General features: G+C 44.2%; 15 protein-coding genes. 11 read left to right on the forward strand and 4 right to left on the reverse strand.

All coding sequences use genetic code 11. From position 1 onward, the window contains the following. Nucleotides 1-273 precede the first annotated feature (273 nt). Complete coding sequence (locus BW716_RS08945; protein ID WP_083722195.1) at nucleotides 274-738, reverse strand: PepSY-like domain-containing protein; 465 nt, start codon at nucleotides 736-738, stop codon at nucleotides 274-276. A 262-nt stretch (nucleotides 739-1000) separates the two neighbouring features. Here BW716_RS08945 and ileS point away from each other — a divergent pair, with 262 nt between their 5' ends. Further along, a complete protein-coding gene (gene ileS, locus BW716_RS08950) occupies nucleotides 1001-4351 on the forward strand; it encodes an isoleucine--tRNA ligase (RefSeq protein WP_083722196.1) in 3351 nt (1116 codons plus the stop codon). Between the two features lie 4 nt (nucleotides 4352-4355). Beyond that, complete coding sequence (locus tag BW716_RS36075; protein WP_143708793.1) at nucleotides 4356-5408, forward strand: TraR/DksA C4-type zinc finger protein; 1053 nt, start codon at nucleotides 4356-4358, stop codon at nucleotides 5406-5408. A gap of 96 nt (nucleotides 5409-5504) precedes the next feature. Here BW716_RS36075 and BW716_RS08960 read toward each other — a convergent pair whose 3' ends face one another. After that, on the reverse strand, nucleotides 5505-7334 hold the full coding sequence (locus tag BW716_RS08960) for an ABC transporter ATP-binding protein (RefSeq protein WP_083722197.1): 1830 nt from the start codon (nucleotides 7332-7334) through the stop codon (nucleotides 5505-5507). A 145-nt stretch (nucleotides 7335-7479) separates the two neighbouring features. Here BW716_RS08960 and rbfA point away from each other — a divergent pair, with 145 nt between their 5' ends. Together rbfA and BW716_RS08970 are read left to right on the forward strand one after the other, a co-directional pair. Continuing rightward, nucleotides 7480-7854: a 30S ribosome-binding factor RbfA gene (rbfA, locus tag BW716_RS08965; protein ID WP_083722296.1), complete on the forward strand. Its 375-nt coding sequence runs from the start codon at nucleotides 7480-7482 to the stop codon at nucleotides 7852-7854. A gap of 17 nt (nucleotides 7855-7871) precedes the next feature. After that, nucleotides 7872-9098, forward strand: coding sequence for an FtsX-like permease family protein (locus BW716_RS08970; RefSeq protein WP_083722198.1), 1227 nt, complete (start codon nucleotides 7872-7874; stop codon nucleotides 9096-9098). A 143-nt stretch (nucleotides 9099-9241) separates the two neighbouring features. On the opposite strand, the gene BW716_RS08975 is transcribed toward BW716_RS08970, so the two are convergent. Continuing rightward, nucleotides 9242-10078, reverse strand: coding sequence for a transketolase (locus BW716_RS08975; protein WP_083722199.1), 837 nt, complete (start codon nucleotides 10076-10078; stop codon nucleotides 9242-9244). A gap of 426 nt (nucleotides 10079-10504) precedes the next feature. Here BW716_RS08975 and BW716_RS08980 point away from each other — a divergent pair, with 426 nt between their 5' ends. Next, a complete protein-coding gene (locus BW716_RS08980) occupies nucleotides 10505-11428 on the forward strand; it encodes an MraY family glycosyltransferase (RefSeq protein ID WP_255373862.1) in 924 nt (307 codons plus the stop codon). 158 nt (nucleotides 11429-11586) lie between these two features. Further along, the gene (frr, locus tag BW716_RS08985; RefSeq protein ID WP_083722201.1) at nucleotides 11587-12150 is read left to right on the forward strand and encodes a ribosome recycling factor; all 564 of its coding nucleotides are present in this window, start codon (nucleotides 11587-11589) and stop codon (nucleotides 12148-12150) included. Nucleotides 12151-12269: 119 nt separating this feature from the next. Here the strand turns inward: frr and BW716_RS08990 are convergent, their stop codons facing one another. Next, nucleotides 12270-13133, reverse strand: a complete 864-nt coding sequence (locus BW716_RS08990) for a DMT family transporter (RefSeq protein WP_143708794.1) — start codon at nucleotides 13131-13133, stop codon at nucleotides 12270-12272. Between the two features lie 91 nt (nucleotides 13134-13224). On the opposite strand from BW716_RS08990, the gene BW716_RS08995 reads away from it, so the two are divergent. The 5 genes from BW716_RS08995 (at nucleotide 13225) to BW716_RS09015 (ending at nucleotide 17427) form a co-directional block, all read left to right on the forward strand. Then, complete coding sequence (locus tag BW716_RS08995; RefSeq protein WP_083722203.1) at nucleotides 13225-13971, forward strand: PPK2 family polyphosphate kinase; 747 nt, start codon at nucleotides 13225-13227, stop codon at nucleotides 13969-13971. Nucleotides 13972-14123: 152 nt separating this feature from the next. After that, nucleotides 14124-14564, forward strand: coding sequence for a large conductance mechanosensitive channel protein MscL (gene mscL, locus BW716_RS09000; RefSeq protein WP_083722204.1), 441 nt, complete (start codon nucleotides 14124-14126; stop codon nucleotides 14562-14564). Between the two features lie 166 nt (nucleotides 14565-14730). Next, nucleotides 14731-15672, forward strand: coding sequence for a DUF3078 domain-containing protein (locus tag BW716_RS09005; RefSeq protein ID WP_083722205.1), 942 nt, complete (start codon nucleotides 14731-14733; stop codon nucleotides 15670-15672). Between the two features lie 70 nt (nucleotides 15673-15742). Further along, a complete protein-coding gene (locus BW716_RS09010; protein WP_083722206.1) occupies nucleotides 15743-16531 on the forward strand; it encodes a ScpA family protein in 789 nt (262 codons plus the stop codon). Beyond that, nucleotides 16528-17427, forward strand: a complete 900-nt coding sequence (locus BW716_RS09015; RefSeq protein ID WP_083722207.1) for a helix-turn-helix domain-containing protein — start codon at nucleotides 16528-16530, stop codon at nucleotides 17425-17427. Before BW716_RS09010 ends, BW716_RS09015 begins: the two co-directional genes overlap by 4 nt. Nucleotides 17428-17437: the final 10 nt, after the last annotated feature.

Raw genomic sequence — 17437 nt, forward strand, 5'->3', positions numbered from 1 at the left:
AGATTTGACCATGGGGAAGGCTTACCGGGCAAAAGATTTGAGTAAAGCCATTATTTTGCACCTCAAACACCATATTTGACCTTTTGAAAGTGCGTTTTTTGTCAGGTAAGTCTTCTACCGTAATTACATAAAGCCGTCTCGTATTACACGAGACGGTTTTTGTTTTTAAACGGGTTGNNCAACCCGTTTAAAAACAAAAGAAAACCCCGCCCAAAAGAGCAGGGTCTGTCCTATTTATCCCTATACCTATGAAATACTAATTAGTGAAAGTAATTATTCTGCAATGGTACCAGCCTCATTAATCAACACTGCTTTTTCTGTACCGTTGTCCTGAATATTTACCTTATAATAAGAAGCAACATCTGACCTTTCTATTTTCCAACCATCTTTGATGGTGGCGGCCGGATACTTTGCTTTTACACTTGTAGCTACTGCACCTGGCAGATTAGCTTCTGTATAATTGCTGCGGGTTGCTATCCATTTACCATCTTTATCAAACTCTGCTGCTGTCTTCACTTCATCTTTGGTAAAGTTCGCTACCCAATTGCCTCCGTAGTTCTTACTCCATTTGGCGTCCGTTCCTGCAAAGGTCTGTTGAAAAGAATCTTTTACAACTGACGGAGCTGCCATTTCTGTTTTAGCAACTACTTTTTTTGTTTTTTTTGCTGATTTTTTTTGTGCAAAAGTTGTGCCGGAAGTTACAAATGCCACAAAAAATATTAAAACTAACTTTCTCATAATTGATCAGATATGGTTTATCAATTCTTTTTGGGTTAAGTTTTTCAACTTATATTCTTCCGACGTTAGTTACCAAAACAATGCCAAGATTCATGTCGAACCAATGCACTGTAAAAATACAAAAAATATCCAGCAATTAAAATCAAATGGTTTACTTCTTTGTTTTTAGTCCTGATTTCCTTATAAGAGCCGGCTAAAATCCGTAACTTTGCAGAATTTTAATCAACTTACTTATTAACGTCAAAGGGCGCATAATTGTTTTATGAGCAGCAAATATCAGGAATATAATCAGCTGAATTTACCGCAGATAGCGAAAGATGTATTGGCTCGTTGGGAACAGGAACAAGCTTTCGAGCAGAGTGTTTCCCTGCGGGAAGGCGCGACCCCCTTCGTTTTTTATGAAGGTCCGCCAAGTGCTAACGGCTTACCGGGTATTCACCACGTCATTAGCCGTACCCTCAAGGACCTTGTATGCCGATATAAAACTATGCGTGGGTTCCAGGTAAAGCGTAAAGGCGGTTGGGATACCCATGGCCTGCCTGTGGAATTGGGTGTGGAAAAAACGCTCGGCATTACTAAAGAAGATATTGGAAAGACTATTTCTGTTGAAGAATATAACAAGACCTGCCGTACCGAGGTATTAAAATATAAAGATAAATGGGATGACCTGACCCGTAAAATGGGGTATTGGGTAGATCTTCAGCAACCATATATTACTTTCGAAAATAACTATATCGAAAGCCTGTGGTGGTGTTTGCAGACCTTATACAAGAAAGGCTTGCTGTACAAGAGCGTGAGCATTCAGCCATATTCCCCTGCTGCTGGTACCGGTCTTAGCTCTCATGAACTAAACCAGCCAGGTACTTATAAAGATGTAAAGGATACTACAGTCGTAGCTACTTTCAAGGCAATCGAATCAGACAGGTCTGCTTTCCTGTTTGAAATAGCCCGCAAGGCAGATCCTGCTGCTGAAGTTTTCTTCATGGCATGGACCACTACCCCATGGACGTTGCCTTCCAACCTAGGTCTGACCGTTGGAGCAAATATCGAATATGCGCTGATCCGCACTTTCAACCCATATACCGGGTTGCCACAGTTTGTGGTAATGGCGACTGCCCTGACTGGTAAATATTTTAAGAAAGAAGGAGAAGATGGCGATTTTGCTGCGTATAAAGAAGGTGATAAAGTCATCCCATGGCAGACGCTGGCCGTTTTCAAAGGCAGCCAGCTGGAAGAAATTCGCTACGAACAACTGTTGCCTTATGTACAGCCTGAAGAAGGAGATCCTTTCCGTGTCATTATAGGTGATTTCGTAACGACTGAAGATGGTACTGGTATCGTACATACTGCTCCTGCTTTTGGTGCGGACGATAACAAGGTGGGTAAGAAATATGGAATCGGTATTCTCACACTGGTAGACCGTCAGGGTAAATTCCTGGATACTGTGGGTGAATTCGGTGGCCGCTATGTAAAGAATTACAAGAGCGATCCGGAATACAAGGATGTAGATGTAGACATCGCTGTAAAACTGAAAAAAGAGAACCGCGCTTTTAAAGTTGAGAAGTATGAACATACTTATCCTCATTGCTGGCGTACAGATAAGCCTGTATTATATTATCCGCTGGATGCATGGTTCATACGTACTACAGCGCTGAAAGACAGAATGGTAGAACTGAATAAGACGATCAACTGGAAACCGGCTTCTACTGGTACCGGTCGCTTTGGCAACTGGTTGGAGAATATGGTTGACTGGAATCTGAGCCGTAGCCGCTACTGGGGTACTCCACTGCCGGTTTGGCGTACAGAAGACAGTACGGAGGAAATCTGTATCGGTTCTGTGGCAGAATTGCGTGAAGAACTGTCAAAATCTCTGGCAGCTGGTGTGATGCAAGTGCCTGCGGATCAAAAATCTGAAGCTGCTTATATCGAGCACCTGACTTCTGACCTTCACAAGCCATTTGTTGATAACATTATATTGGTAAGTGCTTCTGGTCAGCCTATGCGCCGCGAACCAGATCTGATTGACGTATGGTTCGACAGTGGTGCAATGCCGTACGCACAATGGCATTTCCCATTTGAGAATAAAGAAACCTTTGAGCAAAACTTCCCGGCCGACTTCATCGCTGAAGGTGTGGACCAAACCCGTGGATGGTTTTATACCCTGCATGCGCTTGGTAGCATGCTCTTTGATAGCGTGGCTTACAAGACTGTGGTGAGTAACGGACTCGTCCTGGATAAGAATGGCAACAAAATGAGTAAAAGGCTCGGCAATGTGGTCAATCCTTTTGAAACTTTGGAGTCATTTGGGGCGGACGCGACCCGTTGGTACCTCATTACCAATGCTTCTCCATGGGATAGCATGAAATTTGATACTGATGGCATCCGTGAAGTACAACGTAAATTGTTCGGCACCCTGTACAATACTTATAATTTCTTTGCCATGTATGCGAACCTGGACAACTTCTCGTTCAAGGAAGCCTACATTCCGCTGGAACAGCGACCAGAAATTGACCGCTGGATCATTTCCCTGCTGAACACGCTGGTAAAAGACGTTACAGGATTTTTTGATGAATACGAGCCTACTCAGGCTGGAAGGGCAATACAGACCTTCGTAGATGAACATTTGAGTAACTGGTATGTACGTCTTTGTCGTCGTCGTTTCTGGAAGGGGGAATACGAACATGACAAGATCTCTGCTTATCAGACCCTCTTTGAATGTCTCGAAACGCTGTCCAAACTGATGGCACCGGTATCTCCGTTCTTTGCAGACTGGTTATTCAACAACCTGAATAAAGTAAGTAAACGTAGCGACAGGGTGTCTGTGCACCATGTGGACTTCCCAACAGTTGTAACAGCAGCGATCGACGCTGAACTGGAAGAAAGAATGCAGCTCGCCCAGGATATCAGTTCCCTGGTTTTGTCACTCCGTAAAAAGGTAAATATTAAAGTACGTCAGCCGTTACAGAAAATATTGATACCTGTTCAGGATGGACATCTGAAGGATCAGGTTGAAAAAGTGGCTCACCTCATAAAAAGTGAAGTCAATGTGAAAGGTATTGATTATCTTACGGAAACTGCCGGTTTCATCAAGAAAAAGATCAAGCCAAACTTCAAATCCCTGGGGAGCAAAATGGGGGCAAAAATGAAAGCAGTAGCAGCAGCTATTACAACTTTCACCGATGCAGATATAGCGGCATTAGAAAGGGATGGACAGTTTAATCTATTGATCGAAAATGAGCAAGTACTTATAGTATTATCTGACGTTGAGATCATTTCAGAAGATATTCCGGGATGGACTGTAGCGAATAAAGGGGCCTTAACGGTAGCCCTGGATATTACTATTACACCTGAGTTGCTCGATGAAGGTAATGCACGTGAACTGGTGAACCGTATTCAGAAAATCAGGAAAGACAATGATTTTGAACTGACTGACAGAATACAGGTAAAAATGGCGGTTGCAGAAAGCCTCAAATCAGCGATTATTAACTATAATGACTATATTTGCACGGAAATTTTGGCAGATAGTGTGGAATTAGTGCCGGAACTACAGGATGGAGTTGAAATTGAAGTTAATGATTTGACATTTAATGTATTAGTTAACAAAAAAAGCTAATCCCATGGCAACAGGCAAAAAAGTTGCTATCAATAAGACCCAGAAGGCAGCACCGGCTACAAAAGCTTCGGTAAAGCAGGCTACACCCGCTAAGAAAGCGGCCCACGTACCCACTGCAAAAAAAACAGCGGTACAGGCTGAAAAATCTAATGCGAAGACCTTAACGTCGAAAGCCTCCGCCAAACCCGCTAAAACGGTTGCTACTCAAAAGGCTGTTGCCACAAATAAAACAGTTACAAAAGCATCCCCTTCCAGCAAGTCTGTAGCGAAACCAGCACCTGCTGAAACTGCACCCGCAGCTAAGCAGCCCGTTAACAAAGCTATGGCTCCCGTTAAGCCGGCAGCTACGAAAGTGCCTGATACAAAGCAGAAAGTAGTTGCGCCAGTCGCACCTGCTGTAAAAGAAAAACTAATTTCCAAGCCAGAAGAAAAAGAAGTAATAATGCCAGTAAAGAATAATAAAGAAAAAGACGAGAAGGAAAAAGCGGTAGCGAAAGATGCCGGCAAAAAAACAGCTGAAAAAGCGCCTGCGAAAACAGATAAAGCTCCTGCGAAAGCTGAAAAGCCTGTTGAGCGCGTAGATAAAGGCGACAAAAAAGCCGGTTCCAAAGGTAATACCCTGGTTACCTACCAGCCAGAGTTCACGAAGTCCGTACTGGATCAACCTGAACAACCTTCCGGACCTATCTATCGTTACAGTGACGCTGACCTGCAGGAATTCAGAGACCTGATCTCGAAAAAGCTGGAAGCAGCTAAGAAAGAACTGGTTTATCTGCAAGGCCTGATCACCCGTAAGGATGAAGCAGGTACCGACGATACTGAAAACAAATACATGAGTATGGAAGATGGTTCCGGTTCTCAGGAAAGAGAGCAGCTGAACCAGATGGCCAGCCGCCAGATCCAGTTCATCGATCACCTGGAAAAAGCCATGATCCGTATCGAGAACAAAACTTATGGTATTTGCCGTATGACGGGTAAGCTGATCGATAAAGCAAGGCTGCGTGCGGTTCCTCACGCTACCCTTAGTATTGAAGCTAAATTGGCTAAGAGCAAGTAATTTTCTCTTCTATAAGATAAAAAGAAAGCCCGGATGTACCATCCGGGCTTTTGCTTTGCAATATTATCGCGGTAGCTGAAATGTAACTGCATTCAGCTATTTGAATTCCTGCATTTCTACGAGCTTCTTATAGATACCATTTACTGCAATCAGCTGGTCGTGTGTACCCTGCTCCTTAATTTCTCCCTGGTCCATCACCACAATGATATCCGCATGCTGGATGGTGGATAACCTGTGTGCGATCACGATAGTCGTACGGTTTTCCATCAGTTTGTCCAGTGCATCCTGTACCAGTTTTTCTGATTCTGTATCCAGTGCAGAGGTGGCCTCGTCCAGGATCAGGATAGGCGGGTTCTTGAAGATCGCTCTCGCGATAGTCAGACGCTGACGCTGGCCACCACTCAATTTCATACCCCTATCTCCTATCTCAGTTTCATACCCGTTATCCTGTTTTATGATGAACTCGTGGGCATTGGCGATCTTAGCCGCCTTGATCACTTCTTCCTTATCCGCATTTTCCTGTCCGAAGGCGATATTATTAAAGATAGTATCATTGAAGAGGATCGCTTCCTGCGATACCATACCCATAATAGCGCGCAGGTCGTGCATTTTTACATCACGAATATCCTGACCATCTACCATGATCTTACCACCCTGTACATCGTAAAAGCGTGGCAGCAGGTCAGCCATGGTGGTTTTACCAGCGCCGCTCTTACCTACCAATGCCACCATCTTACCTTTTGGAATGGTAAGGGTAACATTCTTTAGTACAGGTGTTTCATTATATCTGAAGGTGATATTGTCGTATACGATGGCATCCTTGAATCCCTCCAGCGACTTTGCATCTGGTTTATCCTTGATGGCATTGTCCAGGTCGATGATGCGCAGTACCCTTTCGCCGGCAGCCAGACCTTTAGGCATAGACGTGATAGCGGAACCGATGTTCTTGGCAGGTGCCAGGATCTGGAAATACAGGGCCAGGTAGCCAATGAACATTTCGGGTTGCAGGTTGCTCTTGTGATTCAGAATCAGGTAACCGCCATACATCATGATTACCACCACTACCATTACACCGAGAATTTCGGATACCGGAGAGGCCATTTCACGCTGGTTCTGGATAGCTTTTACCGTTTGGGCAAAAGCAATATTGTCCTTATCAAACTTATCACGAATGAACTTTTCACCATTGAAAGCCTTGATAATACGAATACCTGACAGGGTTTCTTCGGTGATATTCACGATTTTGCCCAGCAGGCTCTGACCTTTATTGGATTGCCTTTTCAGCTTTTTGGATACACTAGTGATGAGCCAACCGGATATTGGGAAGAACACCAGGGTAAATAATGTCATCTCTTTGGAAATCACGAAGAGTGCGATAAAGGTAGAGATGATCACCAGTGGATCTCTGAACAGTGTCTGCAAAGAGGTTACTACAGAGTTTTCTACTTCTACCACATCAGAGCTGATGGTAGAAAGCAGATCACCTTTACGTTCATCATGGAAGAAGCGGAGCGATTGTGTGCTGAACTGGTCAAACAGCTTTTCGCGCATTTTTCTTACCATGTTCACCCGCATACGGGTCAGTACTTTCTGGCTCAGGTAGCCAAAGAGGTTTTTGAGTATGATGGTAATGAACAGGACGATACAGATATATATCAATACCCCGAATTTACCACCCCCTGATGCCAGTTGCTGGTTGAGGAAATAATAAAATACGTCTTTTACATAACCGAAGCTCATGGAAAATTCCGGCAGTTGGGTCACCACCGCCTGGTGCCCCGTGTCGAACAATGCACTCATCAGGGGAATGAGGAGGCCAAAGTTCATTAATCCCAGTATAGAATAGAGGATAATATAAACAATGTATTCCGGAACATAGTGGTGATAGGGCCGGGATAAATCCAGCAACCTAAAAAATGTCTTCATCTTTACTTTATTTTATATCGTATCGCGCATGCGTGTTTCCTTATCTTTGCCAGAGAGTATAGAAACAGGGCTGCAAGTTACTACAATATTAAATAGTGATTTACCTCTGGACTACATAGCTCTCAATATTAACAATTCGTATAATATGCAGGAAAGCAAGAGACAGAAACAAATTGGACAACTGTTACAAAAAGAACTGAGTGATATATTCCAGCGTCATGGATTCAATGTAGTAGACGGAGGAATGATCTCCATCTCCGCAGTGCGCGTCACCCCGGATCTGCTGGAAGCAAGGGTATACCTGAGCATGTTCCAGATCAAGGATAACCACGAAATGATCAATAGAATCAAAGAACAGATGGGTGTGATCAAGAGAGACCTGGGCAATCGTGTAGGCAAACAGTTGCGCCGTATACCAGAGCTGACCCTGTTCCTCGATGACACGTTGGATTACGTGTTCAAAATGGAGGAACTGTTCAAGAAGATTAATGACGACGATGCCGGGAAGGAAAACAAATAGGAATTTCAGCTAAAAGTATGATCTGGCAGTTCGCATCCCGGTATTTCAGGGCCAAAAAGAGTACTAATGCCATCAATATTATTGCATGGGTGAGCGTATCGGCTATTGCAGTCGGTGTGGCTGCCCTGATTGTTATTCTTAGTGTATTCAATGGCTTTGAAGGGTTGGTCAAGTCATTATATTCTACCTTTTACCCTTCTGTAAAGGTGAGTCCGGCGTCAGGGAAATCTTTGCATCTTACACCTGCACAGCTTAAGCAGATAGCTGGGGTAAAAGGTGTGGCAAACATGGCAGAGGTGATCGAGGAAAAAGCGGTGTTGCGATACGGAGATGGAGATCAGACAATCGCTATCCTGAAAGGTGTAGATAGTAATTATAATAAGGTAGCGGCTGTGAATAAAAGCATGGTGCGTGGTCATTTTGATACCGGCGATGAGCTGGCTTACAGAGCCGTATTGGGTTTGGAGCTGGAAATGGCGCTGGGGGTAGATGTAGAAAAAAGCCTTGTACCGCTGACGGTTTACCTGCCCCGTCGCAATATCACGAGTGTAACTACACCTGAAGATGCACTGGGAAGTGGTATCCTCTACCCTTCCGGCTCCTTTGCAATTCAACAGGACTTCAACAGCAAGTATGTCATTACCCATATCGATTTTATGAGAGGGGTATTAGGCATGGGACCAGATGAAATGTCGGCATTGGAAGTAGGTGCTAAGTCCGGTGTGAATGATAATGATCTGAAGGCAAGGCTGAAGCAGCTATTGGGAGATGGCTACCTGATACAGACAAGATATGAACAGAACCAGGCGCTGTATGCGATTATGCAGACGGAGAAGTGGGCGGTATATGTGATCATGTCATTTATAATGGTGATCGCTGCTTTCAACATGATTGGTTCACTCTATATGCTGGTTATGGAAAAGCAGAAAGACATCACGATTCTGAAGGCTATGGGAGCCAGGAGTAGCCTCATTACCCGCATCTTCCTTATGGAGGGATTGATTATTGCGGGGATCGGTACCGGAATAGGTTTTACAATCAGTATTATCTTCTGTATACTACAGGATAAGTTTGGGTTGATCAAATTGCAGGGGCAATCATTTTTAGTACCTGCGTACCCGGTGAGTATGCATTTGAGTGATTTTGTACTGGTAAGTATTACGATAGTTGTAATTGGATTAGCTGCCAGCTGGTATCCGGCAAGGAGAGCGGGGCGGCAACATGTAGCGCTAAAGGCTACCTAAAATGCTTCAGGATTAAGCTTCGGCGCCAGCTAATAAAGGATTAAGCTACTGCTAACGCCGAAGCTTAATCCGGCCACAAAAAAAATGGGCAAATCACGAAGTGATCTGCCCATTTTTTTGAATTCTTTTCGCTTATTATTCTATTAATAATCTCCCAACGTCTCTGGCAACTGTCCCAACGCACTCTTCAACTGCTCATCATTCGGCGCAATACCATGCCACTCATGATGCCCTTCCATAAAATCAACCCCGGCACCCATAATTGTCTTCATCAAAATCACAATCGGCTTACCCTGTCCGGTCATACCTACTGCCTTTTCCAATGTAGCAACCACCTCATCCATATCATTTCCATTCATATGCAACACTGTCCATCCAAAAGCTGCAAACTTCGCTTCCAGGTCACCCAATCCTGCTACCGCCTCAACAGTACCATCAATCTGCTGTCCATTCCAATCCACAGTTGCGATCAGATTATCCACTTTATGATGAGGAGCAAACATAATTGCTTCCCAGTTCTGACCTTCTTCCAACTCACCATCACCATGCAGAGAGAATACAATACGGTCATCATTATTCAGTTTCTTAGTCAGCGCAGCACCAATCGCCACACTCAAACCCTGACCCAGAGAACCTGATGCCATACGTATACCAGGCAAACCTTCGTGAGTAGTAGGGTGACCCTGTACACGGGAATTCAACTGACGGAATGTAGCCAGTTCTGACACCTCAAAATAACCCGAACGGGCCAATGCACTGTAAAATACCGGCGAGATATGGCCATTTGATAAAAAGAACAGATCCTGATCACCTCCGTCCATTTCGAAAGGTTGTGGCTTGTGCTGCATCACCTTAAAATACAGGGCTGTGAAAAAATCAGCACAACCTAATGAACCGCCTGGATGGCCACTCTGGCAGCCATGCACCATGCGAACGATATCCCTTCTGATTTGTGTAGCTATATCTTTCAACTGTGGCATAATACTTGCAAATTTTTTGATCAGGCGAAAATAATAGAATTTAAATACAATTGCACATAATCTTGCCTATTTCCCCTCATTTTAACTTTATGATCCGGTAATCTGGATTTGTCATCCCTGTAATCGGGGATATTTTCAGATAAGGTGATACACATTTGATTGAAATTAATATCTTTGTACATAGACCAAGTCCCCTCCCAAATGGAGAATGTTTTAATAGCTACTGTCCTAAGTTTCGTTATTACCTACTTCGCTATTCCCGTGTTAATCCGGGTCGCAGAACTGAAGCATTTATATGACGAACCGGACGAAAGGAAATCTCACAAGTCACGGATTCCAACTTTAGGAGGAATTGCGTTTTTTTCAGGATTCATTGTTGCCACGTCGGTTTGCGTACCTGCGTTGGCTGATTCCCCATATCAATATATGGTGGCTGCGTTCTTCGTGATTTTTATGGTTGGAATGAAGGATGACATTGTAGGCCTTACCCCTTTAAAGAAACTCATAGGCCAGTTAATGGCTTCTTTTGCAGTAATTTATCTTAGTAATTTACAGATCAGCAGTATGTATGGTTTCATGGGTTTCAACGCCCTGCCTCCACACTTTAGCCTGCTGCTCACTTACTTTACATTCCTGGTGGTGATCAATGCCTTCAACCTGATTGATGGTGTAGATGGCCTCGCTGGTAGTGTAGGCATGCTGGTTTCTGGTGTGTTGGGTACATATTTCCTCTATACCGGACAACTGGTATATGCTGTATTAGGTTTTTCAATGGCAGGTGGCTTAGCTGCTTTCCTGATTTACAATATTTCTCCTGCCAGGATTTTCATGGGCGATACTGGTTCACTAATGGTGGGTCTGGTGAATGCCATCCTGACTATTAAGTTCATCGAAGTGGCGGGCAATCCTGCGGGCAAGCTGCCTGTAGAATCTGTGCCTGCGGTAGCGATTGCTATCCTGATCCTGCCACTGTTCGATACGTTGCGGGTATTTGCAGTGAGAATGCTACATGGCCGTTCTCCGTTTGCGGCGGACCGTAACCACCTGCATCACTACCTGCTGGCATTGAACCTCAACCACCGCCAGGTTACCCTGGTATGTGTAGGGGTAAATGCTGCTTACATAGCTTTTGCATTTTATTTCCAACATATTGGTACTGGCTGGTTACTGGGTAGTATGATTGGCTCCTCATTGATCCTCACTGGTGTACTTTATCAGGCTAAGAGGAGAAAAGAAAACATGCTGCACAAGGTTACCATTGCAACAGTCAATGATGCCAAAGCAGTGGTAGAGGTGATGCCGAAATCGGTAATCAGAGTTAATCCAAAAGGAATTTTACAGGATAAATAATCCTGGGATGTTTTACAGGTCTCACTTTCCCGTATGAAGGGGCCGGCAGTCTTACAATTGTCCACCCCGCTTCCCTTATATTCAATTTCTATCATATCCCGGCTTCAAAATCTCAGATAATTCTTGTAGGTTTGCACGCACTTAATTATTTGTTTGCTATGCAAGATGATCTAAACTTAATCATGGACGATGCCAGCGAATCCATGCAAAAGGCGATCGCTCACCTTGAGCTGGAGTTGTCCAGGATCAGAGCTGGAAAAGCAACTCCCGCTATTCTGGATGGGATTTCCGTAGATTACTATGGTTCTTCTACCCCGCTCTCCCAGGTTGCCAATATCAATGTGGCTGACGCGCGTACCCTGACTATTCAGCCTTGGGAAAAAAATATGCTTCAGCCGATTGAAAGGGCTATCATTGCTTCCAATATCGGTATTAACCCACAGAACGATGGTATCATCATTAGAATGTTCCTACCTCCTCTGACAGAAGAAAGAAGAAGGGAATTTGTAAAGAGAGCAGCTGGTGAAGGTGAACATGGTAAAGTGTCTATCAGAAATATCCGTCGTGATGCGATCGAAGCCATTAAGAAATTGCAGAAAGACGGCCTGAGCGAGGATACTGCAAAAGATGCAGAAGCCGAAGTACAGGCATTGACCAATAAATTTATCGAACTGGTTGATAAGCACTGTGCACAGAAAGAAAAAGAGATTATGGCGATCTAATTGGTTGTCAAGCTTATATTAAGAAAAGAGCGTGTATCAAAATTTTGATACACGCTCTTTTCTTTTGGATACCTTGATGGAGCCGGGGCTCATTTTATAGCGAATCAATCCCCTTTTAATTATTTTCTGTTTACAAGGTATACACCACCTAAGATGATCCCAAGACTTAATATCTGTAAGACCGTAATGTGCTCTCCGGCCAGAAAACCCCAGCCCAGCGCCACAATGGGCAATGCATATGTTACCATACTGGCGAACATAGCCCCTGTTCTGCTGATCAGGAAGTAAAACAGGACGGTCGCAATACCACTACCGAGTATGCCTAGTGTAGCTGCTGCACCGATTGAGGTCCATGGAACAGCGGGGCCATTCAGCAGTGCAAAAAAATGTGTGTACAGCAATACCGGCAAAGCTAAGATGGCACAGAATCCCAGGGAGATAGCACTCACCTGTACGGATGAATAATCCTTCAGGTGCCTGCGAACCAGGTTGATATTCGTACCATAGCATACAGTGGCTACAAGTATCCACAGGCCATAGTACCAATAACTCGTGCTGATTCCTTGAGAGGCAAATAACAATACGACCCCTATTAGCCCGGCACTGATACCCAGTAGCTGGCGCTTGATGATCGCATTATTAAACAGCAAAACCCCTGTCACTAAGGTCATAAGTGGGGTGAATCCGTTTAGGATCCCGGCCAGACCGCTGTCTACCTGCATTTCGGCAATACAGAAGAGGAAGGCAGGGATGAAATTGCCTAATAAACCTGACAGAAAAATCAGGGGTAGCTTTTTCACAGGCATCTGGTGGATAAAGCGGAAAAAGAAAGGCGATAATGAAATGCCTGCACATAGCATGCGGAGGCTGGCTACCTGCCAGGGCGATAACTGCTCCATACCCAGTTTCATGAGAATGAAGGAACTGCCCCAGGTGAGGGAAAGGAGGAGAAATATCCCCCAGTTGAGTGTTCGTTGGCTCACGTTTTTAGATTTTTAGAATGGCCAACCAAAGATCGCAAATTGAGAACACTTCGGTTTATATTTTGTTACACTAGGAAGAAATGCTACGCGAATGAGTAAGATAAAACTGGCAGATATCAGTACCATAGCTCCCAAAAAGCTGGATAAAGAAAAGGCCCAGGCCCTGACTGCCCAGATAAGAACTGAGCTGGATGAGTTACAGAACCTGCTCTATGCCGAACATAAACATGCTATCCTCATTATTTTGCAGGGAATGGATGCGAGTGGCAAAGATGGCGCTATCCGTTCCGTGATGAGTACGATGAATCCTGAAGGGGTAGATGTGAGGGCGTTTAAAGTGCCTACTGAGCAGGAACTGGATCATGATTTTCTATGGCGTGTACATCAGCATGCCCCATCTAAAGGTATGATTATGGTTTTCAATCGTTCTCATTATGAAGATGTATTAGTACAGAGAGTGCATAAATGGGTGAATGAAAAAACGATTGTAAAACGGATGGCTGCTATCAATGATTTTGAAAGATTACTGACGGATCATGGTAATACGACTATCCTGAAGTTCTATCTCCATGTATCGCCCGAAGAGCAGGCTACGCGTTTGGAAGAGCGGACTACGAATCCTAAAAAGATGTGGAAGTACAATAAAGGAGATCTGATAGAAGCGAAGTTCTGGAAGAAGTACAGGAAGGCATATGAAGATGTATTTGCACATTGTGATGAAGTACCGTGGATCATTGTGCCTGCTGATGATAACTGGTATAAAGAATACATAGTAGCAAAAACGTTAAGGGATACACTGCTGGCATTAAAAATGAAATATCCTGCATTGAAGGATTGATTTTTTTATTTACAAAGCTCAGCGCAGCTGTCAGGCAAAAATCTACCGGAAGCTTGCGTAGCAAGCTTCCGGTAGATTTTGAGATTGTCTTTAAAAGGGATTATATTATCTTGGCCCTGCAAATTTGTTCGTGTCACCAAAAAAGTTGTTATATGGGATTCTTTAAAGAGTTTAGAGATTTTGCTACCAAAGGAAACGTAATTGACCTCGCAGTCGGTGTGATCATCGGTGCTGCCTTCGGAAAGATTGTATCAGCACTGGTCGATAACATCTTCATGCCCATCCTGGGTATGCTGACTGGTAAAGTGGATTTCAAAGAAAAATACTGGCTACTGAATGAGAGTAAGGGCAGTAGTTTTGAATCGCTTGCCAAAGCAAAAGAAGCCGGTGCCCCGGTATTATCTTATGGTCTCTTTATCCAGTCTGTCATAGAATTTGTTATCATCGCTTTCTGTATCTTCCTGCTGGTAAAAGGGATCAATGCCCTGACCAGGAAGAAAGAAGAAGCGCCAGCTATACCAGCGGCACCACCAGAACCTACTCCACAGGAGAAGTTGCTGATGGAAATCAGAGACGAACTGAAAAAAAGATAATTACTCGTAAAAGTAAATAAACAAGGGGTTGCCATAGGTGACCCCTTGTAGCTTTTTATAGAGTTGATTATTTTTGCAGCTTAAGAACATTTTATTCAAGGCGGTTCGTAAGCTGCTGTACAGGTCTCACTGTCTGCTGACCCCCGCATTTAAACCACAAATTGTAATGAGAAGATCCTTTTTGACAGTCCTTGTACTGGTATGCACATTCGGTGTCCTGCATGCACAGGACGACTGGATGAAAACATCCCGCGAAGAAGCCAGCGGGAAAATTAAGAAAGACGCCAGTGACACTACTAACAAAGTTTGGAAAAAAGGAGGTATGTTCAACCTGAACGTAAACCAGGGATCTTTGACCAATTGGGCTGCGGGTGGTGATAAGTTCTCTTTTTCCGTTGCCTCTTCCCTGAGTGCGTTTGCCTTTTACAAAAAGGGGAAGCATAGCTGGGACAACGTACTTAACCTTGCATACGGTTATGTAAATACGACCAGCCTTGGTGGCCGTAAGAGCGATGACCTGCTTTCCATAACCTCCAAATATGGTTATGACATTGGTAAAAACTTTTACCTGTCAGGGTTGGTGGATCTTCGTAGTCAGTTTACTGATGGTTACCTGTATACGGATACTTCCAAGACTTTGTCATCCAGGTTCTTCGCACCTGCTTATTTAGTGCTTTCTCCGGGTATTGACTATAAGCCGACCGACCAGTTTTCGATCTTCTTCTCTCCTGTTACCGGCCGTTATGTATTTGTGATGGACGACTATCTGGCATCCCAGGGCTCATTTGGAGTAGATACCGGCAAGCATATCAAATCTGAATTTGGTGCTTACCTGACTATCAATACCGTACAGTCACTGGCCAAAGGGATTGTGTACAAGGGCAGATTAGATCTCTACTCCAATTATCGGAACAATCCGCAAAACGTGGATCTGTATATGACCAATTCGCTCAACCTGGCGGTGAATAAACATATCTCAGCAGTAATATCACTTGATATGATCTATGACGATGACGTGAAGTCCTTTGTGAATCCCAAAACAGGTGTATTGGGACCCCGGCTGCAGGTCAAAGAGGTCATAGGCGTTGGTTTTTCAGCGAAGTTTTAAGCGGGAATTTTTTCCTATTTTTGAATGATCCCTTCACCCGGAATTTGCCAGGCGAAGGGATCATAATATTATGGCCGAGAACTCATATAAGATAAAACTCCCCCAGTTCGAGGGACCTTTTGATCTGCTGCTCTTCTTTATTGAGCGGGACGAACTGGATATCTATAATATCCCTATCACCACTATCACCAACGACTTTCTGGATTATATTCACCACCTGGAATCCATCAACATTGAGTTGGCCAGCGAATTCATCCTGTTCGTATCTACCCTGATGCGTATCAAGGCCAAGATGCTGCTGCCCCGCAAAGAACTGGATGAGCAGGGGGTGGAAATAGACCCCCGCCAGGAGTTGATTGATAAAATCCTGGAATATAAGCGTTTCAAGCAGGCGGCTGCCGAGCTGGCCGAAAAGGAAGCAGACAGGATGCTGATGATCAAAAGAGGGAATATTGCAAAGGAGTTGTCTTCTATTGGTGAAATCACCAGCGAGGGCACTGAGATTCAGACCCTTACCCTCTTCAAGCTCACCCAGACTTTCGAAAAGGTGATGCAAAGGGTAAAGCAGCGTGACAACAAGCCACAGCACGTAGTATATAAATATGATTACACCATGGAGGGCTCCCGTCAGTACATGATCGAACTGGCGCAAAAGGAGAAAACACTGGCATTTGAAAAGATCTTTGATCATTGTCAGGATAGGGTGCACGCCATTTTCCTCTTCCTGGGTATGCTGGAACTGGTGCAGATGAAGTACATGACCATTATGGTGGGTGAAGGCAGAAACAATTTTATCATCGATTTTATAGAACCTGAAGACCGTGAACTGGAAGTAGCGGGAGCTTTTGATATGGAATGAGTGACAAAAAAGAACATATCGAGATCGTTTCGTTACCGGCTTATGCGCAGGCGGATAGCAATTTTGTTGCTTCCAGCCTCTGTGAGCTGAAAGAGAGTTTTTTTGCCACCAACGGTAAACCCCATCGTCATGACTTCTATACGATCTACTGGATCAAGCAGGGACATATTGAGCCTACCATTGATGCAATGACGTACGAAGTAAATAAGAATACACTTTATTTCCTGGCCCCCGGCCAGGTACATACCATGACCTTTAGCGAAAAGGTAGAAGGTTATATGATCGCTTTCCAGGACGCGTTTATGTGTCTGAAAGATCAGGCTGCTTCGCTAATGGGTATCAATTCCTCCCTCTTCTTCAACAATCAGTTCAGCACAGTGATCACGCTGCAGCCAGAGCAGGAAAGAGATTTTGAGATGCTGGTACAGCTCATGAAGAAGGAAGTGACGGACCAGGAGCCAGGTTTTGATACGGCTTTGCATGGATTGCTGCGCTATTTCCTGGTACTGGCCTCCCGTATAAAAGGGAGTAGTATGATCGCTACCCCGGATCAGCATGCTTCGCACAACAGCTCCTTATTTTTACAGTTTAAGAACCTCATCGAAGATAAATATACCACCCTGAAGAATGTATCTGACTATGCAGGTCTGATGCATGTGAAGCCCGTATTGCTCAATGAGATCAGCAAGCAGCAGTCAGGTATTACGGCAGGTGAGCATATTCGTAACCGGGTAATCCTGGAAGCGCAGCGTTATTTATATAATACTGATTTGTCAGCAAAAGAGATTGCATATAGGTTAGGTTTTGAAGATCCTCACTACTTTAGTCGCTTTTTTAAAAAATATACCGGTCAGACCCCTTCTGAATTCAAAGAGACTGGGAAACTTGCAATTTGATAATCAATTA

The sequence above is a fragment of the [Flexibacter] sp. ATCC 35208 genome (assembly GCF_001975825.1).
Lineage (GTDB): Bacteria > Bacteroidota > Bacteroidia > Chitinophagales > Chitinophagaceae > Chitinophaga.